This is a genomic window from Mycobacterium sp. IDUB_24 (assembly GCF_055419385.1).
The window spans coordinates 126,285-148,819 of sequence record NZ_JBVAXO010000001.1 but is presented as its reverse complement, the minus strand read 5'-3'; the positions used below and the strand labels follow the sequence as shown (position 1 = coordinate 148,819).

The following is a 22,535-nucleotide window of genomic DNA, read 5'->3' as shown; positions in this document are numbered from 1 at the left end:
TCGCACGCCAACAAGGAGGAGTCATGACCGCATCCACCTCGCCCAACACACCCAAGACCATCGATCGACAGCAATTCCTCAGTGTCACAGGCGAACACATCCCGGTACCCGATCCGCGGGGTCTGGTCCACCTGCAGTTCCGGCGCTTCGCGGGTTGCCCGATCTGCAATCTGCACCTGCAGTCCTTCGTTGCCCGGCATGCGGAGATCGACGCCGCGGGTATCCGTGAGGTGGCCTTCTTCCACTCCCCCGCCGCCGAATTGGCCGAGCACACAGCGGATCTGCCGTTCGCCACGGTCGCCGATCCAGACAGAGACGTCTATCGCCAGTTCGGCGTCGAATCCAGCCCTCGCGCCCTGCTCGACCCCCGCAGCTGGCCGGCGATCATCCGGGGCGGCGCCCTGACAGTGCGCGGCCGGTTCCGCGCCCCGGCCGCCAGGCCGGCCGGTGGACGGCTCGGGCTGCCCGCAGATTTCCTGATCGCGCCGGACGGTGTGGTGCTCGCGGCCAAACACGGCACTCATGCCGACGATCAATGGTCGGTCGATGACGTGCTGGAACTAGCCGCCGCATACCGCTGACACCAGCGCGGAACGCGCTCAGTCCAGCAAGATGGTGGCGAACGTGCCGACCTGCTCGAATCCGATGCGGGCGTATGTTGCCCTGGCCACTGTGTTGTAGCTGTTGACGTAGAGGCTCGCGACGCGGCCCGAGGCCACCACGGCGGCCGCCAGCGCCGCTGTCCCGGAGGTGCCGAGGCCGTGGCCGCGCCACTCCGGATGCACCCACACCCCCTGGATCTGGCCGACCGAGGGCGACTGCGACCCCACCTCGGCCTTGAACACCACCTCGCCGCGCTCGAATCGGGCCCACGCCCGTCCCGCGGCGATCAGGCTCGCAATGCGGCGACGGTAACCACGGCCGCCGTCCCCGAGCCGCGGGTCGACACCGACCTCGCCGATGAACATGTCGATCGCCGCCACCAGGTAGGTGTCGAGCTCCTCCATACGCACCGGGCGGACCGCCGGGTCGATCATGCAATACGGCATCGAGTTCAGCGCCATCAACGGCTGTTGCTCACGGACGTCACGGGCGGTACCCCACACCGATTCCAGCCGCCGCCACATCGGCATCACCAACTCGGCGCGGCCGACCAGGGATGAGCACCGACGAGCGCTGCTCATCGCCTTGTCCGAGAACGCCTTGAGGTCCTCGGCGTCACCGCGCAACGGGATCAGATTGGGCCCGGCGTAGCACAGCGATTCGGTGACACCGCGCCGCGTCCACAGCTCCCCGCCGATCGCGCCGTGTTCGACACCGAACTCGGCGACGCGCGCGGCAACCATGCAGGACCCCACCGGGTCCTCGTCGAACACCTGCAGGCAGGGAGTGGCGTCGCGCACCACGGAAACCCGTCGCTCATCGACGAGTCGGAACAGCGGCGGTGCCGACATTGGCGATTCCCTCTGCTCAAGCCAAGGCTGGGTGACCCCGCTCACAGGGTCGCTATCAGCTTACGGTCACCACTGGCGAACCGCTGGAAGGATCGGCTCCGGCCTCACCCATTTCGGACGCCAGGCGCATGGCCTCTTCGATCAGGGTCTCGACGATCTGCGCCTCGGGCACGGTTTTGATGACCTCACCTTTGACGAAGATCTGGCCCTTGCCGTTGCCGGAGGCAACCCCGAGATCGGCCTCGCGGGCCTCGCCCGGCCCGTTGACCACGCAGCCCATCACGGCGACCCGCAGCGGGACGTCGAGCCCGTCCAGGCCTGCACTCACCGCGTTGGCCAGCGTGTAAACGTCGACCTGCGCCCGCCCACAGGACGGGCAGGACACGATCTCCAGACCACGCGGCCGCAGGTTCAGCGACTCCAGGATCTGATTGCCGACCTTGACCTCTTCGGCCGGCGGCGCCGACAGGGACACCCGGATGGTGTCGCCGATACCCTGCGACAGCAATGCGCCGAACGCCACCGCGGACTTGATGGTGCCCTGGAACGCCGGCCCGGCTTCGGTGACACCGAGATGCAGCGGGTAGTCGCACTGGGCGGCCAGCTGGCGGTATGCCTCGACCATGATCACGGGATCGTTGTGCTTGACGCTGATCTTGATATCGCCGTAGCCGTGCTCCTCGAACAGCGACGCCTCCCACAGCGCGGATTCGACCAGCGCCTCGGGGGTGGCCTTGCCGTACTTCTGCATCAACCGTGGATCCAGCGAGCCGGCATTGACGCCGATCCGGATCGGGATGCCCGCGGCACCCGCGGCCTTGGCCACCTCTTTGACCCGGCCGTCGAACTCTTTGATGTTGCCGGGGTTGACGCGGACCGCTGCACAGCCGGCGTCGATCGCGGCGAAGATGTACTTGGGCTGGAAGTGGATGTCGGCGATCACCGGTATCTGGCTGTGGCGGGCGATCTCGGCGAGCGCATCGGCGTCTTCCTGCCGGGGGCAGGCCACCCGCACGATGTCGCAGCCGGACGCGGTGAGCTCCGCGATCTGCTGCAGCGTGGCGTTGACGTCGTGCGTCTTGGTGGTGCACATGGACTGCACCGCGATGGGGTGCTCGCTGCCGATGCCGACACCACCCACGTCGAGCTGACGGGTCTTGCGCCGCGGCGCCAGTGTCGGAGCCGGGGGCGCGGGCATTCCCAAACCGATGGACGTCACGAGTTCTCCTACTGGAAGATGCTGAGTGGGTTGACCAGGTCTGCGGTCACTGTGAGCAGCATGTAACTGACCACGACCAGCAACACCACATAGGTGGCAGGCATGAGTTTGAGGTAGTTCACCGGGCCTGCGGCGCCTTTGCCGAGGGCCGCCCGGAACATGTCGCGGATCTTCTCGTATGTGGCCACCGCCATATGGCCGCCGTCGAACGGCAGCAGCGGAACCAGGTTGACCGCGCCGAGCACGAAGTTCAACTGAGCCAGGAAGAACCAGAACGCCACCCACAGCCCGGCCTCGACCGTCTCGCCGCCGATGATGCTCGCGCCGACGACGCTGATCGGAGTTTCCTTGTCGCGCTCGCCGCCGCCGATCGCGTCGACGAGGGCGCCGATCTTGGTGGGGATCTTGGCCAGTGACTTGGCCAGCTGGACGCTCATATCGCCGGTGAACGATATGGTCGCGGGCACCGCGGTGATCGGGTTGTACTGCGTGGGCGGTTCACCCCTGGCCTCGCTGACGCCGATCGCGCCGACGGTGGTCGCCGCTTTGGCCTCCGTGCTGGTGAACCGCTGGGTCTGGGTCACATCGACGACGGTCGTCACGGTCTGACCGTCGCGCTTGAGCTCGATCGATACCGGACCGTTGAGTTTGCGGATCTCGGTGGCCATCTGCTTGAAATCCGAGACCGGGGTGTCGCCGACCTTGACGATCTCGTCGCCGGCCCGGATACCCGCCTTCGCCGCGGGGCCCGCACCCTGGCACTCACCCATCTTTTCGAGGCTCAGTTGCGGTGCGACACAACCGGTTTCACCCACGATTGCGGTGGTGGGCTGATTGATGTTGGGCAGGCCCCACATGAGGGCGACGGCGTAGAGCAGCACCAGGCCGATGATGAAGTTCATCGCCGGGCCGGCGAACAGCACCGCGACGCGTTTCCAGACTTTCTGCTTGTACATCGCATACGGCCGGTCTTCTGGTGCGATCTCGTCGACCGAGGTCATTCCCGCGATATCGCAGAATCCGCCGAGCGGAATCGCCTTGATGCCGTATTCGGTCTCACCAAGCCGGTTGGGGCGCCGGGTCGACCACAACGTCGGCCCGAAGCCCACGAAGTAGCGGCGCACCTTCATCCCGGTGGCGCGCGCCACCCACATGTGCCCGCATTCGTGCAGGGCCACCGATACCAGGATGGCCAGCGCGAACAGCGCGATGCCGACAACGAACATCATTTGGTGACGAGCCCTTTTCTCGTGGATTTCTCCTCGACCCTTTGCTCAACGGCACGCCGGGCTCGATCCCTGGCCCACCGCTGCGCGTCGAGTACTTCTTCCACGGTAGCGGGTTCGGCCGCCCACTGGTCAGCAGCGTGCAGCACGTCACCGACGGTGTCGACGATCGCGGGGAACGAGATGCGCCCCTGAAGGAAGGCTTCCGCTGACTCTTCGTTGGCCGCGTTGTACACCGCGGTCAGGCAGCCGCCGCGCGTTCCGGCCTCGCGGGCCAGATTCACCGCGGGAAACACCTGGTTGTCCAACGGGAGGAATTCCCAGGTCGAAGCGGTGGTGAAGTCGCAGGCCAGGGCTGCCCCCGCAACGCGCTCCGGCCAGCCCAGCGCCAGCGCGATCGGCAGTTTCATGTCCGGTGGGCTGGCCTGAGCCAGTGTCGAGCCGTCGGTGAAGGTGGCCATCGAGTGCACGATCGACTGCGGATGGACCACGACCTCGATGCGGTCGTAGTCGATGCCGAACAGGAGATGGGTTTCGATCAACTCCAGGCCCTTGTTGATCAGAGTCGCCGAGTTCAGTGTGTTCATGGGGCCCATCGACCAGGTCGGATGCTTGCCGGCCTGCTCCGGGGTGACCGATTCCAGGTCAGCGGCCGACCATCCCAGGAACGGCCCGCCGGACGCGGTGAGCACGATCTTGGCGACCTCGTCGGCCGTGCCGCCGCGCAGGCACTGGGCCATGGCGGAATGTTCGGAATCCACCGGGACGATCTGCCCCGGTGCGGCGGCCTTGAGCACCAGCGGACCCCCGGCGACCAGAGACTCCTTGTTGGCCAGGGCCAGGCGTGCACCGGTGGCCAAGGCAGCCAGGGTGGGCTCCAGCCCCAATGCCCCGACCAGCGCGTTGAGCACCACATCGGCCTCGGTGTTCTCGACCAGACGGGTGGCCGCGTCAGCCCCGGCATAGGTGACGTCGCCGACCTTCTCCGCGGCGGCCGCGTCGGCTACCGCGATGTTGGTGACGCCGGTCGCGGCACGCTGGGCGGCGAGCAGGTCGGGGTTGCCCCCACCGGCAGCCAGACCGACGACCTCGAACCGGTCCGGGTTGGCTGCGATGACGTCGAGTGCCTGCGTGCCGATGGATCCGGTACTTCCGAGGATCAGCACGCGCTGCCGTGCCGGGGAATCGCTCACCTGTCCATTGTGCCGCGCTGTGACCGGCGTCCCCTAATGTGTCCGGGCCGACGGGTCGGCGGTGGCCTCGATCTGGAACACCAGCCCGTCGCGGATGGTCAGCACCACGACGGCGAACAGCCGGCGTCGGTCGTACGCCAGCAGCACAGGCTCGGCCGCGCACACCACCGTCGCCCCCGGCCCGAGGTAGCGGAGCAGGTTTGTCGCGACGTCCTGGCGGCCGTGGTTGACCTGACGCAGATCCGGGTCGGTGAGCACTGTCCCGACACCCCAGACAGCCGGGTCGAGCACCGAGGCCAACGCCTCCACGTCACCGTTGGCGCACGCCGTGATGAACGCATCGGTGACGTGCCGGTGCTCGTCGGTGCTGACCTCGCCCAGTGCCGGCGCGGCGCCGGTCACCTTCGTCCGGGCCCGACGCGCCAGCTGGCGACACGTTCCGACCGGGCGTCCCACCGTGTCGGCGACGTCGTCGAACGGGATGCGGAAGATGTCGTGCAGTACGAACGCGACGCGTTCGCCGGGACTGAGCCGGGTGAGCACCGCCAGAAGCGCCGAGCCGACCTGATCGTCGAGAGTGACGCGATCCGCCGGGTCGGCGCCGACAGCCGCGGCGGTGCCCAACGCCGCCGAGCCGTCGGGGCGCTCGAATCGGGCCCGCGCGGACCGCAACACATCCAGGGACAGCCGACCGGCCACCACGGTCAGCCACGCCCGAACATCGTCGAGGTGGTCCTGGTCGGTGCGGGCCAGCCGCAGGAACGCCTCCTGTGCGATGTCCTCTGCGTCGCCGATGTCGCCCAGCATCCGGTAGGCGAGGTTGACCAGATATGGATGGTGGGCGCGCCACGCCGCCTCGAGACCGGCAGATCTGTTCATGTGTTTACGACGGATCCGGAGCCCGGAAAGTTACCGGATCTCCGATCCGGCTTCCGTTGTAACTTTTTGGACGGCCGCCCCGTCCTTGATCGCATGAACACAATTCTCGTCACAGGCGCAACCGGCAATGTCGGCCGCCCGCTTGTCACCGAACTCGTCCGTGCCGGCGCCCGCGTGCGCGCCGTCACCCGCAATCCTGAAGCCGCCGGGTTCCCGTCCGGTGTCGAACTGGTCCCGTCCGCCGCCGACGGCGTGACCGGCGCATCGGCGGTATTCCTCAATTCGCGGGCGCTGGGGCAGGAACTGGCCGCGACGGTCGAACTGGCCCGCGCCGCCGGGGTGCAACGCCTTGTCGCGTTGTCGGCGATCAACGCCGATGACGACGACTCCCGACAACCGTCACGTGTGCGCGGGGACCGCAACCGCGAAGCGGAGCAGCTGGCCGTGGCCTCCGGCCTGGAGTGGGTCAGCCTGCGCCCCACGGTGTTCGCCTCCAACTTCGCCGGCATGTGGTCGGCGCAGATCCGGGCCGGCGATGTGGTGAGCGGACCGTATGCCGGCGCATCCACTGCGGTGATTGTCGACGCCGACGTCTCCGCCGTCGCCACGGTCGCGCTGCTCACCGACGACCTTGTCGGACAACGCATCCCGCTGACCGGGCCACAGGCGCTGACCAACACCGAACTGGTGGCCACGATCGGGCGGGTGCTGGACCGGCCGCTGCAGTACCGCGAGGTACCCACCGACGTGGTGCGGCAGCGGTTCGTCAGCCTGGGCTTTCCGGCCGCGTTCGCCGATGCCTACATGGGCCTGTTGGCCGACACGGTCGACCGGCCCGCACTGGTCACCCACGAGGTGGACAAGATTCTCGGTCGGCCGGCCACGCCGTTCGCCGAGTGGGTAGGCGACCACGGCGAACTTTTCGCCAATAGCTGAGGAGGACAAGACATGTCAGAACACGCAACCGAACCGCGCCCCCCACGCTGGCTCAAGCCGATGAACAAATTCATGATGGCGGTGCAGCGCCTCGGCATCCCGACCGGGCCGGCGATGGTGCTGACCGTTCCCGGCCGCAAGACGGGCAAACCCCGTAGCACTCCGATGACGCCGTTCGACCACGACAGCGGGCTCTACACGGTGGCGGGGTACCCCGGCTCCGACTGGGCGGCCAATGCCCGTGCCGCCCGTACCGGAACCCTGACCCGGGGCCGACGGTCCCGGACGGTCAGGATTGTCGAACTCACGCCGGACCAGTCGCGTCCGGTGCTGCGAGCGTTCGCAGTCAAGGTTCCGGTCGGCGTCGGCTTCGCCAAGCGCAGCGGCCTGGTGGTCGACGGCACACCCGACGAGTTCGAGGCACTGGCAGGGCGTTTGACGGTGTTCCGGCTCGACCCGGCCTAGGAGGTGGCCGCCGACGCGACGGCACGGCGGATCGAGATGTCGCCGGAGCCGGTGCGGGCCTGCAACCTGAATGTCTCGTCGCCGTCGCCCGGGCCGTCGGAGGACTGCAATCCGTTGTCGACGGTGCCGGAGTGGGTCTTCAGTTCGAGCTGCGCCGCGGTGCCCTCCGGAATGCCGACTTCCACCTCACCGCTGCCGGTTTGGGCGCTCAGCGCACCGCTGACCGCGGTCGCGACCGTGACAGAGCCCGACGCGGTCTGATGCTTGACGTGACCTCGCATCGTCCCGACGGCGAGGCTGCCACTGGCTGCCTGGAACTTCACGTCTCCGTCGACGCGGTCGATGGTCGCGTCACCGGAGGCCGTGGCGATCCGTGCATTACCCGCGACATCGCCGATCACGATGTCTCCAGATGCGGTGTCCGCCTTGAGGTTCCCGGTGATGGTCGCCACCCGCATCGCACCGCTGGCAGAAGCGCAGCGGCAGTCCGAGTAGACGCCGTCCGCATCGATGTCGGCCGACGCCGAGGACAGGTTCAGCCGGGAACCCGCGGGCAGCGCGATGTCGACGCGAACCGCTCCCCCTCGTCCAAGGGACAAGACCTTTCTGCCTACGGTCACGACAAGGGTGCCATCGTGGAAATCGATGCGCGCCTGTTCGGCCGCGCGCACATCGGAGGCGCGTTCGGGATCCCGCGGCCTGATGTCGACGACGGTGTCGTCACGGTCGGCGGCTGCCAGGTGTACTGCACCTGCCACCACCTCGACGACGGCGGTGATCGGTTGGGGTGTGTGGAACGTGGTCATCGGTTTCTCCTATCGGTCAGGTTCAGCGGACCCAGCCGCTGAAGGTCTTGCCCGCGGACCGGGTCTGGCGACCCGCCCCACCGAGTGCCGCCGCGGCCGCACGCACGAGCCAGGCGTTCACGGACACACCGTCGCGGCGGGCGGCTCCCTCCACGCCGGGGCGAAGGTTTTCGGGAAGGCGTAGCGAGACCCGCCAGGTACCGCCGTCGCCGTCATCGGGAACGTCCACCGAGTACGGCGCGGGGACGTCGCCCTCGGCGGTCTCGACGCTGAACTCGGGGTCGCGGCCGTTGAGCCGGACATGGACGGATCCGGGGGCGAGTTCACGCGTGATCTGCTCGGCGCTCTCGGCCAATGCCTCCAGCAGAGCCAGACGCAGTGCGGATTCCAGCGGCGCGGTAAGTCGCTGGGCCAACGCCTCGGCCTCGGGCCCTCCCGCCGCCGCAGCCACACCGAGTTCGTGCCGGACACCGTCGATGTACGGTTGCAAATCCATGGTGTCATGGTGACATCATTCTGATGTCATATCAAGCGTCATGTTGACGCGATTGCTCTACGGCGCTGCGTGGTCTCAATGACGGCCGGTGAGCCGCGTCATTTTGGTTCTTGTGCCGTCGTGTCTTCTTCGGTGAGGCCAGACATCTCCGGCGGTTGCCGCGTAAACCCGCGAGTCAACACCAGGAGGTACACGACACCGATCGACAGCCACGACAACCCGAGGATCAGCGCGTGGGGGTCCAGTTTCGTCAGCAGGTAGACGTCGACGACCGCGCCGACGACGGGCAGCAGGACGTAACGCCATGGATTGAGCCGCTTTCCGCGGTGCCGCAGGAAATAGGCGATGACCGCGAGGTTCACCAGGGTGAACGCGGTGAAGGCGCCGAAATTGATGAACGAGGTCGAGGTGGAGATATCCAGGAATATCGCTGCCAGCCCGATCCCACCCGCCAGTCCAATGTTGAACACAGGGGTGTGGAACCGCTCCGACACCCAGCCGAACGCTCGCTTCGGCAACACACCGTCGCGTCCCATGGCGTAGAGCAGTCGGGAGACCGCCGCCTGGGCCGCCAGACCGGAGGTGAACTGGCCGATGATCAGCGCGGCGAGGAACACCGCGCCGAACACACTGCCGCCGATGGTTCTTGCGATATCGGATGCCAATGAATCGGCGTTCTCAAAGGATCTGCCCGGGGAAACAAGGCTGACGACATAGGACACCAGCACGTAGATGCCGCCACCGATCAGCGCCACCAGCACGATCGCCCGCGGGATATTGCGTTGAGCATCGCGGGTTTCCTCGGTCAGCGTGCTGACCGCGTCAAAGCCCAGGAAGGAATATGCCGCTATCGCCGCACCTGCGGCTATCGCCGAAAACCCGACTTCACCGGTAAAGGGCGTGACCGACACCAACGGTTGCGTGTCTCCGACCAGATGGATGATCGTCAGCACCACGAACAACCCAAGGATCAACAGCTGAAACGACATGAGGACAAAGTTCGCTCGGTCGGCCACCTTGAGTCCGACGACGTTGAGCGCTGACGTGATGAGGATGAACCCGACGATCCAAACCCAGAACGGCACACCCGGAAACTGTCCGTTGAGGTACGCACCGCCGATCAGCCAGATCACCAACGGCAAGAACAGATAGTCGAGGAGAATCGCCCAGCCGACGAGAAATCCGAGCCGCGAGTCCAGCGCCTTGCGGACGTAGGTGTAGGCGGACCCGGCGACCGGATAGTGCCGTGCCATCGCCCCGTAGCTGAGCGCGGTGAACAACATCGCAACGGTGGCAAGGAGATACGACCCCGCGCTGCCGCCGCCGGAGGTCTCGGCGATCACTCCGAAAATCCCGAGAACGATGATCGGCGTCATGTAGGCCAAGCCGAACAACACGACCGAGCGCAGGCCGATGGTCTTCTCAAGCGTTCCGTGGTGTTCGGTCGTCATCAAATGCCTCTCTCGGTGCCCGGCGTCCAGTGCGCAGGGTCGATGCGCCCCTGATAGATCGGCAGATCGATGAGTGGGTCGTCGGGTGCCATCTGCGACCACATCCGGTTGAATCCCTCGGTGCCCACCTGCCGAACCCGGCTGACCTCGTCAAGATCCAGGTGCATGGTCAGCACGCCTGGTTCGGCACCGGGGAGGTCGGCGATCACCTCGCCCTCGGGGTCGCTGACGACCGATCCACCGGCGCCGACGGGTCCGGCCGCGTTCACACTGAGCATGAACACCTGGTTCACAATGGCATTGGCGCGCGCCAGGATTCGTTCTTGCTTGCGGTCCGGTCCGATCGTCTTGACGACGTTGACGACGAACTCCGCACCCATCCACGCCATGCTGCGGGTCGACTCGGGAAACCAGGCATCGTAGCAGATCGACAACCCGCCCCGGCCGATTCCGGGCATCTCGAACACCACGAATTCGTTTCCGCACGACCATGTTTCGTAGGGCCGCCAGGGAAAGACCTTGCGGTAGCCGGCGGCCAACTCACCGGCCGGGTTGAAAACCACCGCGGTGTTGTACACCCTGCCATCGGCACCGAGTTCGGGGACCGAGCCCGGGATCAACCAGACGTCGAGGTCGGCGGCGATCCGCGCCAGTTGCGTCACCCGGGGCCCATCCAGCGGTTCCGCTGCGGCATTCAGCCAGGCGTTGCTGTCGGCGGCGTTATCGGCGTCGCCGCACAGATGAATCTCGGGGAACACGATCATCGACGGGGCCGGCATGCCCTTGCGGATCGACGTCGCCTGGCTGCGCAACTGACCGACGGGATCGGGCCCGGTGATCGGCGGGTACTGCGCCAGCGCTACCTCGAGCGAACGTCCCACCCGTTCACGTTAATTCAGCAGCTGCGCGCTATTTCACCTTTTCCATGATCGCCTCGGCGAACTGCTCGATTGGGCCCCTGAAGTAGTCAGGCGACCGGTCGACGCCGGTGGCACCGTTGGGCATCGAGAGCCAGGGCGCACACATCACCGCGGTGATGCCGAGATCCTCGGCCCGCTTGTACAGATCCGGCGACGGCGGATCCAGCAGCGCCAATATGACATCGAACGGCTCGTGTTCGCGCCCGTATTCACGGCGAAGTTCGGCCAAGCGGACGGTGTAATGAGAAGCCTGCTCGAGTGTGTACGCGTAGCCGATCCAGCCGTCGCACGTGCGGGCCGCGCGCCGCAGCGCCGCCTCCGATTCACCGCCGCACAGGATCGGCACCGGTGCCGGCGGGTGCGGCTCGATCATCATCTCGGGAACCGAGTAGTAGCGCCCCTCGTACGACACCCAGCCGCCGCGCCACAGTTCACGCAAGGCCGGGATCATCTCGTCGAGGCGCTTTCCGCGGGTATCGAAATCCTGGCCCAGAAGCTCGAACTCCTCCCGCATCCAGCCGACGCCCACACCGAGGGATACCCGCCCACCGGAGATCACCGCGGCCGTCGCCACCTGCTTGGCAACCTCAAGCAACGGGCGCGCCGGCGCCACGTAGATGGCGTTGGAGAAGCGCAACCGGCGGGTGAGGGCGGCCATCGCACCGATCAGGACCCACGAGTCCGGCCAGCCGGTCTCCGGCGCCCACGGGGGCTTACCGGTCGGCGAGTCCGGGTAGGGCGAAGACAGTTCACGCGGGTAGATCATGTGATCGGAGCAGACCATGCCGTGGTAGCCGGCCTCATCGAGCAACGGCGCCACCGTCAGCGCGTCGGCGGTGTCCATGAATGCCGTACCGCTCCAAAACTGCATGTTCAACCTTCCGTGTGTATTCCGGTTCGCTCACGGGCAGCATGTACGCGTGCCCACGCTGCTCTGGTTCCGCCGAGATCTGCGCTGCCACGACCATCCCGCCCTGCTGGAGGCCGCACAACCGGACGGCGAGGTCCTGGCCTGCTACGTGCTCGATCCGCGGCTGGAGTCGTCGGCGGGCGCGCGTCGCCTGCGATATCTGTACCGGGCTCTGCGGGCGTTGTCCGAGACCCTCGACGGAAATCTGCTGGTGACCCGCGGCCGGCCGGAAGAACGGATTCCCGCGTTGGCCCAGGCAATCAGCGCTACCTCGGTGCACATCTCGCAGGATTACACGCCGTTCGGGCGGCGCCGCGACGACACGGTTCAGGCCGCCCTCGGCGAGATCGCTCTGTGCGCAACGGGATCGGGCTACCTCGTGTCGCCCGGCCGGGTTACCAAATCGGACGGTACGCCCTATCAGGTCTTCACACCCTTCTACCGCGCCTGGCGCCGGCACGGCTGGCGTGCCCCGGCGCAGTCCGGATCCGACTCGGCGCGCTGGATCGATCCCACGGACACGTCGGTCGGTATCGGCAATCGCATCGAGATCCCGTCTGTCACCGACGGCCTGATCTTCGATGCGGGTGAACACGCGGCTACGTCGCAGTGGCGGGAGTTCGTGGAGCAAAGATTGGCCGATTACCCGGTGCACCGTGACCGTCCCGACCTCGAAGCCACCAGTCAGATGTCGGCTCACCTCAAGTTCGGCACCATCCACCCCCGGACCATGGCCGTTGACCTCGAATCCGGCAATGACGCCTACCTGCGAGAGCTGGCCTTCCGAGATTTCTACGCGGCGGTGCTGCATCACTGGCCCGACAGTGCGTGGCGCAACTGGAACCGCGATTTCGACGCCATCGAACTCGATGACGACCAGTCGGCCCGGCAGGCGTTCGAGGCGTGGAAGGAGGGCCGGACCGGATTCCCGATCGTCGATGCCGGGATGCGCCAACTGGCCGCCACCGGGTTCATGCACAACCGGGTGCGCATGATCACGGCCTCCTTCCTGGTCAAGGACCTGCACCTGCCGTGGCAATGGGGAGCGCGCTGGTTCCTCGACCAGTTGATCGACGGCGATATGGCCAACAACCAACACGGCTGGCAATGGGCAGCCGGCTGTGGCACCGATGCCGCGCCCTACTTCCGCGTTTTCAATCCCGGCCTGCAGGGCGCGAAGTTCGACCCAGAGGGCGACTACATCCGACGCTGGGTCCCGGAGTTGGCCGATGTCGGCGACGTGCACAAATTGGGCGCGGGCCGGCCGGTGTCCTATCCGGAACCGATCGTCGACCACACGGAGGAGCGCCTCGAGGCGCTCCGGAGATACCGACGTCTGGGTTGACCCCCCAGGGCCGGCATACGACACAGCGTCGTATGCCAGAATGTGCGCAAGCCAGAAGCCAGTTCGATCCGGAGGAGCAACCGTGGCCAGCACCGAAGTGGAGCGCAACAACGGCGTCGACGTCGAGGACGTGCCGTCCGCAGCGTGGGGCTGGTCGGATCTGAACATCAAGGTGATCCACCTCGGCGGCATCCTGTCCGCAATCTTCCTGCTGGTCATGATGCACGGCAACCACATCGGACACGTCGAGAACGCGTTCCTCATCACGTTCGCGGCGCTCATCTTCCTGGCAGTCGTCCGCAACATCTGGCTGCGTCGCCGCGGCTGGATCCGCTAGCCGCACATCCCACGCGTCGGCCCTACAGCCGGGCCGACGTCTCGATGGCCGAATCCACCGCTCGCATCGGACGGATCAGCCCCTCCTGGGCGAATGACGCCAGCAGTTCACCGTCCTCGGTGTGCACCTGACCGCGGACATATGACATCCCCCGTCCGGCCGCGGTGCTCTCGTGGCTGTACAGCAGCCAGCCATCCCACTCCACAGGTTCGTGGAAGCTGACCGACGTCGACATCACCGCTGTGGACACCGTGGTGTGAGCCTGTGCGGTACCGACCCCGAGATGTGGCCGCATGGTGGTCGAGATGCCGAGTTGCCCGGTGAAGTACGCCAGCAGCGCCTTGGCGAGGTCGTCACGTTCGGGGATGGGGTCGTAACGCAGCCAGGCATAGAGTTCGGGCGGCCCCACCTCCGCGGGGCTGTTCACGTCGACCACGTCGACGAGGCGCAACTCGTGGCCGGCCATGACCGGCCCAGCCGGGTGCGCATCATCGGGCGTTTCGACATCGGGCCGCAGTGTGTGGTGACAGACGACGTCGCCCGTCGGCACATCGGTCAGGACGGTCACGGTCGCGCACAGCCGTGAATCCTGTGCGACGGCCACCACCGCTGTCGCCGTCGAACGGCCCTCGTGCACCGCGTTGACCGACAGCTCGACGGTGGAGTCGATCTCGACCGGTCTGGCGAAGACCGCATGCGCCGAACGAATCATCTTGTCCGGGAACCGCTTTGCCACCGCGACGATCGCCTGGCCCAGCGTTTGCGCGCCCTTGACCACCTGCCTGCCGTCTGTTCCGGCCGGCCCGGTGACGCCGACGAATCGATCCGGCCCGACGGGCGTCACATCGAACACCTCGAGCAGACCGGCGATCGACGCCTGTTCGGTCATCAACACACCGGCACCAGGTCGGCGTCGAGCAGATCCGCAGACCGCCCGCTCCGGAACAACGTCTCCGCCCGCCCCGCCGACCCCGGATCCGCCCCGGCCACCGCCAGCGCGTGGGCTTTGAACGCCACTGCCGCCGCGCTCGGCCGGTACTGGACGCGGCCCCCGCCCCCGCCGAGCCCATCGGGACCGGATGCCCCGAAAAAGATCACGTCGGCACCCGAGGTGTGCACGGTGAGCCCGTGGTCACCGGATTCGAAGCGATCCGTGTCGATCGCCGTCATCGCGACTGCGTCCGCCCCGGCCGAGCGCCACAGGCTGTTGAGGCCGACGGATTTCAGCCCGAGGATCCGCAGTGCACGCTCGCCCGTGGAGTCGTCGGCGGCGACACTGACGCGCCAGCCCGCCATGGCCCGGTCGAACAACCATCCGCCGATGTGCGACACCATGCCGGCGACGTCGGCCGCCACCACGTTGAGTTCGTACTGCAGGGCTTTCTCGGTATGCACCCGCGGGCGGGAGAGGAGGGCCGGGAGCGAAACCGTGCCGAGCGCATTGCCGCCGTCGCGCGCTCCGGACAACTGTGCGGACATTCCTGACTGTAGGGACATAGGGCATCCAATCCGGGTCCGAAGGGCTGATAGGCCGGCTCTCTCGACGGGGTGTTGCGGTGTGGCCCGCCTCATCCAACAGCGTGACATTCTCAAGAGAATCTGTAAAGCTTCTATCTGGACGCGACGATCGGCCGCACGATCGGACACCGCTGCGTCCAGGAGACGCGCCCGCAACCAGTGGGTCAGCCAAAATGGAGGTACCGCAATGAGTCTCGTCGCAGGGCGGGGTCCGTTGAGTACACAACCGGCCGGTTGGTTCACGCCCCCGCTCGCCGATGGCACGGTCTACGTCGAACCGCATCCCCGTCGCATACAAGCTTTCCGTGGCGAAGTCGCCGTGCTCGACACCGAACACGCCCTGATGGTGCACCGCGCCGGCCACCCACTCGGTTATGCCTTCCCCGGCGACGAAGTCGGCGGCCTTCCGCACGCGCCGGTAGCCGAGGCACCGGGATACGTGGCGGTGCCCTGGGATGCTGTCGATGCGTGGTTCGAAGAGGGTCGCAAACTCGTGCACTACCCGCCGAACCCCTACCACCGGATCGACTGCCGGCCGACCCGCCGCGGGCTGCGGGTGAGCGCCGCCGATACCGTTCTGGTCGACACGGACGACACCGTGATCGTCTTCGAGACAGCCTTGGAACCGCGGCTGTATGTGGACCCCGCCCGGGTCCACACCGATCTCCTGCAACCCAGCCCGACCACGTCGTACTGCAACTACAAGGGCACGGCCACCTACTGGTCAGCGGTCGTCGGCGACACCGTCATCGCCGACGTGGCATGGAGCTACCCCGAAACCCCACCGGAGTCCCGGCCCATCCAGGGCTACCTCAGCTTCGATGCGACCCGCGTGGACGTGCTCGCCGAACTCCCGTCCTCCGGGACGTCGGCCACGTGTGGTTGCGAAGTCTGACCTGGCAACTGCACAACCGAGTAGAGCGGCGGATCAAACCACCGCGGCTGAGCCGCGAATCAAACCACCGCGGCTGAGCCGCGAATCAAACCACCGCGGCTGAGCCGCGAATCAAACTAGCGCGGCACTGCCGTCGAAATCGTCGGACAGCGCCGCCGCCAGCTGAAGCGTGCGTCGCCGGAACACTGGCCGTAGCAGGTCGAAATGGATCTCGGTACCCGCGGCGATGTGCTTGTCCCACGGCAACACGAACACGCGGCCCGGGGCCACATGCTTCTGGAACTGATGCACCAGGTCACCGGTGTTCACGTTGGGTTTGCGTGGCCCGACATGGTTGACCACCACGCAGGAGCGGTTCAGCAGATCCTGGTAGCCGTTGTGCCGCAGCCAGTCCATGGTCACCGCCGCCTGTCGGGCACCATCGATCGAGGCGCTGGCCACGATGACGGCGCTCGAAACCGTCGACAGCACACCGCGGCCCGCCGGGGCGAACATGTCGGCGGCGCAGTCGGCCAGCACCAGGTTGTAGTGCTTGGAGACCGCGGCGGTCGCTGCGTTCCAGTCCGCGTCGTTGAAGGCCCGGGCGGCGCCGCTGTACTCGTCGCTGGACAGCACTTCGAGCTTCGACTCGTTCATGCTGGTGTAGGCCCGGACATCGTTGTAACGCGACAGGTCCTTGGCGGCCAGGAGATCGCTCACCGTCGCCGCGGACTGCCGTCCGGCGCGGTCGGCCAGGTTGCCGCCGGCCGGGTCGGCGTCGACAGCCAGGATCCGATCGCCCCGAACCGCGCTGAGCACCGATCCGAGCGCCACGGTGACGGCGGTCTTACCCACGCCACCCTTGAGGCCGAAGACACCGATCTGGTGGGACTCGCGCGCCGTCCGGCGCACCCTGGCGTAGAGGTCCAGTTCGTACAGTTCGTCACGGGAAAGGCCGAGATTGAGGCGGGTGGTGACGTAGACGGCCCGCCGCCAGCCGCTTCGTGGCTGCATCTTGACCGAGGAGCGCACGCCGACACGGGAGAGATTGTCGATGGCGCGCGGCTCGCCGGGTGCGGCCGCCGGGATCGGCTGTTCCAGGATCCAGCTCCCGGCGGAGGACGACCCGCTGATCGGGCGGCCCGGAACCGGCGGGAGCTTGGTGGTGATCTCCGCTTCACGGGGAGCGGCGAAATTCGAGGTCAAAACAACAGGAGGGGTCGATACCCTGGCGTCGCCGTGCCGGGACCGTCCGTTCGGCAGCGCCGCGACCGGTCCGCCCAGCAGGGCGTCAAGTCCGCCGTACGCCAGTGGTTCTCTGGCGTGTTTGGCGTCTCCGGAGTACATGAGCCGGTCGTCGTCGGCCGACATAGTTACCTCTCAATCGCTCACTCGCTCCCGACGTACCCGGGTTGACCCGTTGGGCGTGCCGCGGCCATCGTCGCACCGGGCGCACCGACTTGTCCGTGCGAGATCCGGATAGAACAGACCTGCATTATTGCCCACAACGTCGATCACAACCACCGCCGAGCTGACCAGCTACCGGATCATCCGTGCAGGGCACGGCGCAACGCCGCGCCTTGTAATGCGAAAAGTTGCTGGCTGACGTCCCACTCCGGAAGCAACGAATCGAATCCATGGCACGTCCCGGGAAACAGATGCAGTTCGGTGGCAACGCCCTCGGTCAACAGCCTGCGCGCATAGTCGAGTGCCTCGTCGCGGAGCGGATCGAGTTCCGAACACGTGATCAGTGCCGGCACCACACCGGTCAGGGTCGCAGCCCGCGCGGGTACGGCCGCCTCCGGAACGTCCCGTCCACCGGCGTAGTGCCGCCACATCGCTACGGTCGCCGGGCCGTCGAAGCCCGGGGTGTCGGAGAACTCCTGCTTGGACCGGGTCGGACGGTCATCGAGTACCGGCTGGTGGAGTGCCTGGAACACGACCGTGGGCGCCGAGCCGGCCGCGGCGTGCTGGGCCAGCAGCGCGGCCAGCGCGCCGCCTGCGCTGCTGCCGGCCACGGCGATCCGACCCGCGTCGATGCCGAGCTCGCCGGCTAGCGTGGCCGCCCAGTTGAGCACCACCATCGCGTCGTCGAACCCGGCCGGATACGGATACTCGGGGGCCAACCGGTAGTCCATGGCTATCACCGTGCACCGCGCCCGCCGCGCCAACTCCACGCATTGGATCTGGTCGGTGTCGAGGTTGCCCAGGACAAACGCACCGGAATGGCAGTAGACCACCGCGGGTGACGGCGACGGCCCGCCCCGATAGATGCGCACCGGGATCGTGCGCCGTCCGAGTCCGACGCCGGCCCCGACGATTTCGACACCCGGGGTGTCCAGGACCTGTGCAGCATCGCGGCGACGCTGATCCAGCGAGGCACGCACCGCCCCCAGCTGATCAGTGGTCAGATCGGTCCGGGCCTCGGCAAATCCGCGCAACGCGGGGTCGAGGCGCTCCAGCCAGGCCATGGCTCAGCCGTCCGTCCGATCGGCGGCCGCGGTGACCGGGGCCGGGTAATTGGTGGGCGGTTCGAAAGTGTAGTCCGCGGACCGGAACCGGCGGGTCATCGACCAGAAGACTCGGGCGCTGCGCGGCCATTGGGTGACCACCCGGCCGCTGGGGGCGCGGAAATAACTGCTGCACCGGGTCAGCCACACCGTGCCCTGCATCCACCGGTCGATGTCGGCGAGAAACGCGGCCATCGCGCTGGGACGCACCGCCATATATGACTTGCGTTTGCGCCGAAGGTGTTTCAACGCCCGCACCACGTAGCGGGCCTGCGCCTCCAGGATGAAGATGACGCTGTTGGAGCCGACATTGGTGTTGGGCCCGTAGAGCATGAAGAAATTCGGGAAGCCGGGCACCGTCATTCCGAGGTAGGCGAATGCCCCATCACTCCACGTGTCGTGCAGCGACGCCCCACCTTCGCCGGTCACGTCGATCTGCCCGAGGTAGTCGGCGGCCGCATAGCCGGTGGCGCACACCACCACGTCGACGTCGAGTTCCCGACCGTCCTCGGTGACCAGCGACCGAGCCCGTAGCGCACGGGCGGGACTGGACACCACCTCGACGTCAGGCCTCGTCAGGGTCGCGATGAAATCGGGCGAGAACACCAGCCGCTTGCACCCCAGCGGATGGTCCGGGGTCAGTTGGGCGCGCAATTCCGGGTCGGCCACAGTCGAGTCGAGGACGCTGAGCGCCAGCGCCTTGAACTCCTGGGTCTTGTCGCTGCCGTTTTCGATGACCGCGATGTTGGACTCACTGCGCAGCCACAGCCGCGTCCGGTAGATCTTCTTTGCGAACGGCACATGGGCAAAGAGCCAGCGTTCCCGCTCGGTGTACGGACGGTCGGGTTTCGGCAGCACCCAGGTGGGCGAGCGTTGCACCGAGTACACCTTCTCGGCAACTTTCGCCATTTCCGGAACTACTTGGGACGCAGTCGATCCGGTGCCGAGCACAGCCACCTTGGCACCGTCGAGTGCGATGCTGTGATCCCAGTTCGCGGTGTGCATGACGGTGCCGGTGAACGGCTCTTCCTCTACCAGGTCCGGTTGCAGCGGTTGGGTGAACAGGCCGATCGCCGACACCACGATGTCGAAGCGGTGCTGCGCACCGGTCTCCGTGGTCAGCACCCAGCTGTTGGCGTCGGCGTCCCACCGCGCCGAGGCGATCTCGGTGTTCAGGTGTAGATGCGGACCCAACCGGTACCGCTCGGCACACCGCTCGAAGTACTCCAGGATCTCTGGTTGTCCCGCCCACAGCCGGCTCCAGTCGGCGTTGAGTTCGAACGAATACGAGTACAGGTGCGACTTCACGTCACAGGCCAGGCCCGGGTAGGTGTTGATCCGCCATGTCCCGCCGACCCCGTCTTCGCGGTCGAAGATCGTGAAATCGTCGAAACCGGCCTTTTTCAAGAAGATTCCGAGTGCCAGTCCACCCGGACCGGCCCCGATGATCCCCACCGAGGGTGCAGGCGACATTCGACCTATCCGATCTGCAGACATTGGCCGCCGTCGACGAGGAGCTCGGAACCGGTGATGAACGCCGCCTGGTCCGACAACAGGAACGCCACGGCGTCGGCCATCTCGGTCGGCTTGCCCAGCCGCCCCAACGTAGCCCGCTCTGCCAGCCTGGCCTGGGTGGACGCGTCGAGCATCGGCGTCTCGACGGGTCCGGGAAAGATCGCGTTGACCCGGATCCCGTCACGGCCCAGTTCGGCGGCCGCCAGCTGGGTGAGCCCGCGCAGCGCCCACTTGGACGAACCGTAGGCCGCGTGGTGCGGAAACGGTCGGATCGCGCCGGTGCTGCAGGTGTTGACCACAGCGGCGCCTTCTGCGTGGCGCAGCGGTTCAAGAGCTGCCTGCAATCCGAGGAACGGTCCCAGACAGTTGACGCGCCACAAACTTTCGAACCCGGCCGGCGTTTCCTCTGCGATCGGGGCGCGGTGCAATACGCCGGCGTTGTTGACGAGTGCGTTGAGCCCGCCGAATCGGGCCACAGTGGCTGCCACCGCGGCCTGCCAGTGCTCTGGCGATGTCACGTCCAGTTCGACCGCCAACACATTGTCGCCGAACTCTGTTGTGGTGGGGGTCAGTTCGTCGATCAGATGATCCCCGGCGGTAACCCGGTAGCCGTCGGACACCAGTCTGCGCACGATGGCCGCGCCCTGGCCACGGGCGGCACCGGTCACCAGTGCGACACGGCTCCCCGACCCAGTTCCTGCGTTCAGTTGTAGCCTCCTCGTTCGGTGCCGGTCGCGGCCACTCCTGTTGCGGACGGGCCGCCGGCGTTTCCTGTTGCTTCGTTGAGGTGCTCGGTGGCACCGCGGCGCAGTGCCTGAGATTCCGAGGCCAGGGTGATCATCTGAAAGCCCAGCTCTGCCGCGGTCTTTCCCAGTTTGCCCGCCCCGGCATGGATTCCGGCGACGAGGCCGGCCGCGTGGGCGGCGGTTCGAATCGCGGCCATCGCCGTGCGCACCTCGGGATTTGTCCAGGCCTCAGGCAGCCGGTATCCCATCGAGATTGCCAGGTCCGCCGGGCCGACGTAGATCCCGGTAAGTCCCGGCACCGCGCAGATCTCCTCGGCCGCGGCCAGGCCCCGTGCCGTCTCGATCATCGCGAACACACTCACCCGGGCCTCCAGTTCGGCGGTGTCGTGTCCCAGGGCGGCCCGCAACGGCCCGAAGCTGCGCACCCCGGCCGGCGCATATCGGGTAGCCGCCACCGCTGAGGCAGCCTGGTCAGCCGATTCCACCATGGCGATGATCACCGCGTCGGCACCCGCGTCGAGCACCCGGCCGATCGGTGCCGGATCGGCCGAGGGCAACCGCACCGCGGTGGCGATCGGCACATGCTCGAGCCGACGCAACAGCAGGGCCACGTCGGCGTCGTCGAGATATCCGTGCTGCACGTCGAATCCGACGTAGTGGTAACCGGCCGCGGCGAACTCCTCGGGACCCAGCATCGTGGGCCCGACCACCCAGCCGCCCCAGACCTGGGCATGAGCAGCCAGCGCGTCCTGCAGTCGGCGGGGGCTCATCGGGTGATCGCGATCTTGACGCGTTCGGGCACCGGGCGGCACGCGAAGTCGAATGCCGCCTGGACGTTGTCGGCGCCGAAGGTGTGGGTCACATAGCGTTCCAAAAGGTCGGGATGCTCGCGCGCGAACTCGTCGGCCCGGCGTAGCACGCGCTGACGGTCCAGGGTGACACCGGATTTCAGTGTGAGGTTGTTACGGAGCATGGTGCGCATGCTGATCGGGTAGCTGTCGTCATCGGGTACGCCGAAGTAGAACACCGTGCCTCCGAACGCGGCGGCTTCCAAAGCGTGGTTGAGCGTGGCGACCTGATGCCCCACGGTCTCGATGACGATCTCAGGCTTGCCGGTGCCCGCCAGATGCCTGACCCACCGATCGCTCGTGGCCCGGACCGGGGTGTCGACGCCGAACCGTGCGCTCACCGAGGAGCGGTCCACCGGATCGACACCGGTCACCCGTGCAGCGCCGAAAGCCTTTGCCACATAGGAAAAAAGCAACCCGATAGAACCCTGCCCGATGACCGCGACGTGACGGCCCGCGACGTCGGGTAACTGTTCCATGGCGTAGAGCACACAGGCCAGCGGTTGCAGGCCGACGGCCAGCTGCGGGGACAGCGCAGGGTTGTAGGACACCAGCCCGGCACCGTCGGCGACGACGCGTCCCATCAGACCGTCGAAGCCCGACGCCCAACCGACCACCCGGTCCCCCGTTCCGTGATCTGGATGACGACTGGCCAGTACCTCACCGACGATCTCGTGGATCGGGAAGCCGGTCATCTCCGCGGCGCAGGGACCGGTATCACCGGGCAACTTGCCCTGGGTGCCCCGGAATCCGGGAAGATCACTTCCGCAGATCCCGGCGGCCAGGAAGTCCAGCAGTACCTGCCCGTCGGCCAGCGATTCTGCCGATGACTCTGAGATCTCTTGCCGCTCAAACGTATACGGAGCGACGAGCCGGTATGACCACAC

The 22,535-nt window shown here is 66.9% G+C and carries 24 protein-coding genes; 6 read left to right on the top strand and 18 right to left on the bottom strand.

Annotation, left to right across the window (positions count from 1 at the left end; all coding sequences use genetic code 11):
* Window positions 1-23 precede the first annotated feature (23 nt).
* Entirely contained in the window at window positions 24-581 is a 558-nt protein-coding gene (locus tag ACZYZF_RS00715; protein WP_463745446.1) for a peroxiredoxin-like family protein, read from the top strand.
* An 18-nt stretch (window positions 582-599) separates the two neighbouring features.
* Here the strand turns inward: ACZYZF_RS00715 and ACZYZF_RS00710 are convergent, their stop codons facing one another.
* Genes ACZYZF_RS00710 through sigI form a run of 5 tightly spaced genes read right to left on the bottom strand, consistent with a single transcriptional unit; the run spans window position 600 to window position 5,971 of the window.
* Window positions 600-1,454 (bottom strand): GNAT family N-acetyltransferase, encoded by an 855-nt coding sequence (locus ACZYZF_RS00710; RefSeq protein ID WP_463745445.1) that lies wholly within the window; start codon window positions 1,452-1,454, stop codon window positions 600-602.
* Window positions 1,455-1,509: 55 nt separating this feature from the next.
* Window positions 1,510-2,652: a flavodoxin-dependent (E)-4-hydroxy-3-methylbut-2-enyl-diphosphate synthase gene (gene ispG / locus ACZYZF_RS00705; protein ID WP_463745964.1), complete on the bottom strand. Its 1,143-nt coding sequence runs from the start codon at window positions 2,650-2,652 to the stop codon at window positions 1,510-1,512.
* Window positions 2,653-2,681: 29 nt separating this feature from the next.
* On the bottom strand, window positions 2,682-3,902 hold the full coding sequence (locus tag ACZYZF_RS00700) for a M50 family metallopeptidase (RefSeq protein WP_463745444.1): 1,221 nt from the start codon (window positions 3,900-3,902) through the stop codon (window positions 2,682-2,684).
* Entirely contained in the window at window positions 3,899-5,092 is a 1,194-nt protein-coding gene (dxr, locus tag ACZYZF_RS00695; RefSeq protein WP_463745443.1) for a 1-deoxy-D-xylulose-5-phosphate reductoisomerase, read from the bottom strand. The genes ACZYZF_RS00700 and dxr overlap by 4 nt, the downstream gene beginning before the upstream one ends.
* Before the next feature lie 33 nt (window positions 5,093-5,125).
* Window positions 5,126-5,971 (bottom strand): RNA polymerase sigma factor SigI, encoded by an 846-nt coding sequence (gene sigI, locus ACZYZF_RS00690; RefSeq protein WP_463745442.1) that lies wholly within the window; start codon window positions 5,969-5,971, stop codon window positions 5,126-5,128.
* A 93-nt stretch (window positions 5,972-6,064) separates the two neighbouring features.
* Here sigI and ACZYZF_RS00685 point away from each other — a divergent pair, with 93 nt between their 5' ends.
* Together ACZYZF_RS00685 and ACZYZF_RS00680 are read left to right on the top strand one after the other, a co-directional pair.
* Window positions 6,065-6,907 carry an NmrA family NAD(P)-binding protein gene (locus ACZYZF_RS00685; protein ID WP_463745441.1) on the top strand — a complete coding sequence of 281 codons (843 nt, stop codon included), beginning with the start codon at window positions 6,065-6,067 and terminating at the stop codon, window positions 6,905-6,907.
* 12 nt (window positions 6,908-6,919) lie between these two features.
* The gene (locus ACZYZF_RS00680; protein ID WP_463745440.1) at window positions 6,920-7,372 is read left to right on the top strand and encodes a nitroreductase family deazaflavin-dependent oxidoreductase; all 453 of its coding nucleotides are present in this window, start codon (window positions 6,920-6,922) and stop codon (window positions 7,370-7,372) included.
* Here ACZYZF_RS00680 and ACZYZF_RS00675 read toward each other — a convergent pair.
* From ACZYZF_RS00675 to ACZYZF_RS00655, 5 genes are all read right to left on the bottom strand, one after another.
* Window positions 7,369-8,178, bottom strand: coding sequence for a DUF4097 family beta strand repeat-containing protein (locus ACZYZF_RS00675; protein ID WP_463745439.1), 810 nt, complete (start codon window positions 8,176-8,178; stop codon window positions 7,369-7,371). The genes ACZYZF_RS00680 and ACZYZF_RS00675 overlap by 4 nt on opposite strands.
* A 22-nt stretch (window positions 8,179-8,200) precedes the next feature.
* Window positions 8,201-8,674 (bottom strand): histidine kinase, encoded by a 474-nt coding sequence (locus ACZYZF_RS00670; RefSeq protein WP_463745438.1) that lies wholly within the window; start codon window positions 8,672-8,674, stop codon window positions 8,201-8,203.
* 98 nt (window positions 8,675-8,772) lie between these two features.
* Window positions 8,773-10,125: an APC family permease gene (locus ACZYZF_RS00665; RefSeq protein ID WP_463745437.1), complete on the bottom strand. Its 1,353-nt coding sequence runs from the start codon at window positions 10,123-10,125 to the stop codon at window positions 8,773-8,775.
* The gene (locus ACZYZF_RS00660; protein WP_463745436.1) at window positions 10,125-11,006 is read right to left on the bottom strand and encodes a carbon-nitrogen hydrolase family protein; all 882 of its coding nucleotides are present in this window, start codon (window positions 11,004-11,006) and stop codon (window positions 10,125-10,127) included. The genes ACZYZF_RS00665 and ACZYZF_RS00660 overlap by 1 nt, the downstream gene beginning before the upstream one ends.
* Before the next feature lie 28 nt (window positions 11,007-11,034).
* Window positions 11,035-11,916 (bottom strand): TIGR03619 family F420-dependent LLM class oxidoreductase, encoded by an 882-nt coding sequence (locus tag ACZYZF_RS00655; RefSeq protein WP_463745435.1) that lies wholly within the window; start codon window positions 11,914-11,916, stop codon window positions 11,035-11,037.
* Between the two features lie 49 nt (window positions 11,917-11,965).
* On the opposite strand from ACZYZF_RS00655, the gene ACZYZF_RS00650 reads away from it, so the two are divergent.
* Window positions 11,966-13,300: a cryptochrome/photolyase family protein gene (locus ACZYZF_RS00650; RefSeq protein ID WP_463745434.1), complete on the top strand. Its 1,335-nt coding sequence runs from the start codon at window positions 11,966-11,968 to the stop codon at window positions 13,298-13,300.
* 82 nt (window positions 13,301-13,382) lie between these two features.
* Complete coding sequence (locus tag ACZYZF_RS00645; RefSeq protein ID WP_463745433.1) at window positions 13,383-13,637, top strand: DUF2631 domain-containing protein; 255 nt, start codon at window positions 13,383-13,385, stop codon at window positions 13,635-13,637.
* 22 nt (window positions 13,638-13,659) lie between these two features.
* Here ACZYZF_RS00645 and ACZYZF_RS00640 read toward each other — a convergent pair whose 3' ends face one another.
* Complete coding sequence (locus ACZYZF_RS00640; protein WP_463745432.1) at window positions 13,660-14,526, bottom strand: acyl-CoA thioesterase; 867 nt, start codon at window positions 14,524-14,526, stop codon at window positions 13,660-13,662.
* Window positions 14,526-15,116: a hypothetical protein gene (locus ACZYZF_RS00635; RefSeq protein ID WP_463745431.1), complete on the bottom strand. Its 591-nt coding sequence runs from the start codon at window positions 15,114-15,116 to the stop codon at window positions 14,526-14,528. The genes ACZYZF_RS00640 and ACZYZF_RS00635 overlap by 1 nt, the downstream gene beginning before the upstream one ends.
* A 226-nt stretch (window positions 15,117-15,342) precedes the next feature.
* On the opposite strand from ACZYZF_RS00635, the gene ACZYZF_RS00630 reads away from it, so the two are divergent.
* Complete coding sequence (locus ACZYZF_RS00630; protein WP_463745430.1) at window positions 15,343-16,050, top strand: DUF427 domain-containing protein; 708 nt, start codon at window positions 15,343-15,345, stop codon at window positions 16,048-16,050.
* 111 nt (window positions 16,051-16,161) lie between these two features.
* Here ACZYZF_RS00630 and ACZYZF_RS00625 read toward each other — a convergent pair whose 3' ends face one another.
* The 6 genes from ACZYZF_RS00625 to ACZYZF_RS00600 all read right to left on the bottom strand — a co-directional run bounded on the left by ACZYZF_RS00625 (window position 16,162) and on the right by ACZYZF_RS00600 (window position 22,535).
* Window positions 16,162-17,400 (bottom strand): MinD/ParA family ATP-binding protein, encoded by a 1,239-nt coding sequence (locus ACZYZF_RS00625; RefSeq protein WP_463745429.1) that lies wholly within the window; start codon window positions 17,398-17,400, stop codon window positions 16,162-16,164.
* Window positions 17,401-17,576: 176 nt separating this feature from the next.
* Window positions 17,577-18,500: an alpha/beta hydrolase gene (locus ACZYZF_RS00620; RefSeq protein WP_463745428.1), complete on the bottom strand. Its 924-nt coding sequence runs from the start codon at window positions 18,498-18,500 to the stop codon at window positions 17,577-17,579.
* A gap of 3 nt (window positions 18,501-18,503) precedes the next feature.
* Window positions 18,504-20,036: a flavin-containing monooxygenase gene (locus ACZYZF_RS00615; protein ID WP_463745427.1), complete on the bottom strand. Its 1,533-nt coding sequence runs from the start codon at window positions 20,034-20,036 to the stop codon at window positions 18,504-18,506.
* Window positions 20,018-20,722 (bottom strand): SDR family NAD(P)-dependent oxidoreductase, encoded by a 705-nt coding sequence (locus ACZYZF_RS00610; protein ID WP_463745426.1) that lies wholly within the window; start codon window positions 20,720-20,722, stop codon window positions 20,018-20,020. The genes ACZYZF_RS00615 and ACZYZF_RS00610 overlap by 19 nt, the downstream gene beginning before the upstream one ends.
* Before the next feature lie 35 nt (window positions 20,723-20,757).
* Window positions 20,758-21,570 (bottom strand): HpcH/HpaI aldolase family protein, encoded by an 813-nt coding sequence (locus ACZYZF_RS00605; RefSeq protein WP_463745425.1) that lies wholly within the window; start codon window positions 21,568-21,570, stop codon window positions 20,758-20,760.
* Window positions 21,567-22,535, bottom strand: a complete 969-nt coding sequence (locus ACZYZF_RS00600) for a zinc-binding dehydrogenase (RefSeq protein ID WP_463745424.1) — start codon at window positions 22,533-22,535, stop codon at window positions 21,567-21,569. The genes ACZYZF_RS00605 and ACZYZF_RS00600 overlap by 4 nt, the downstream gene beginning before the upstream one ends.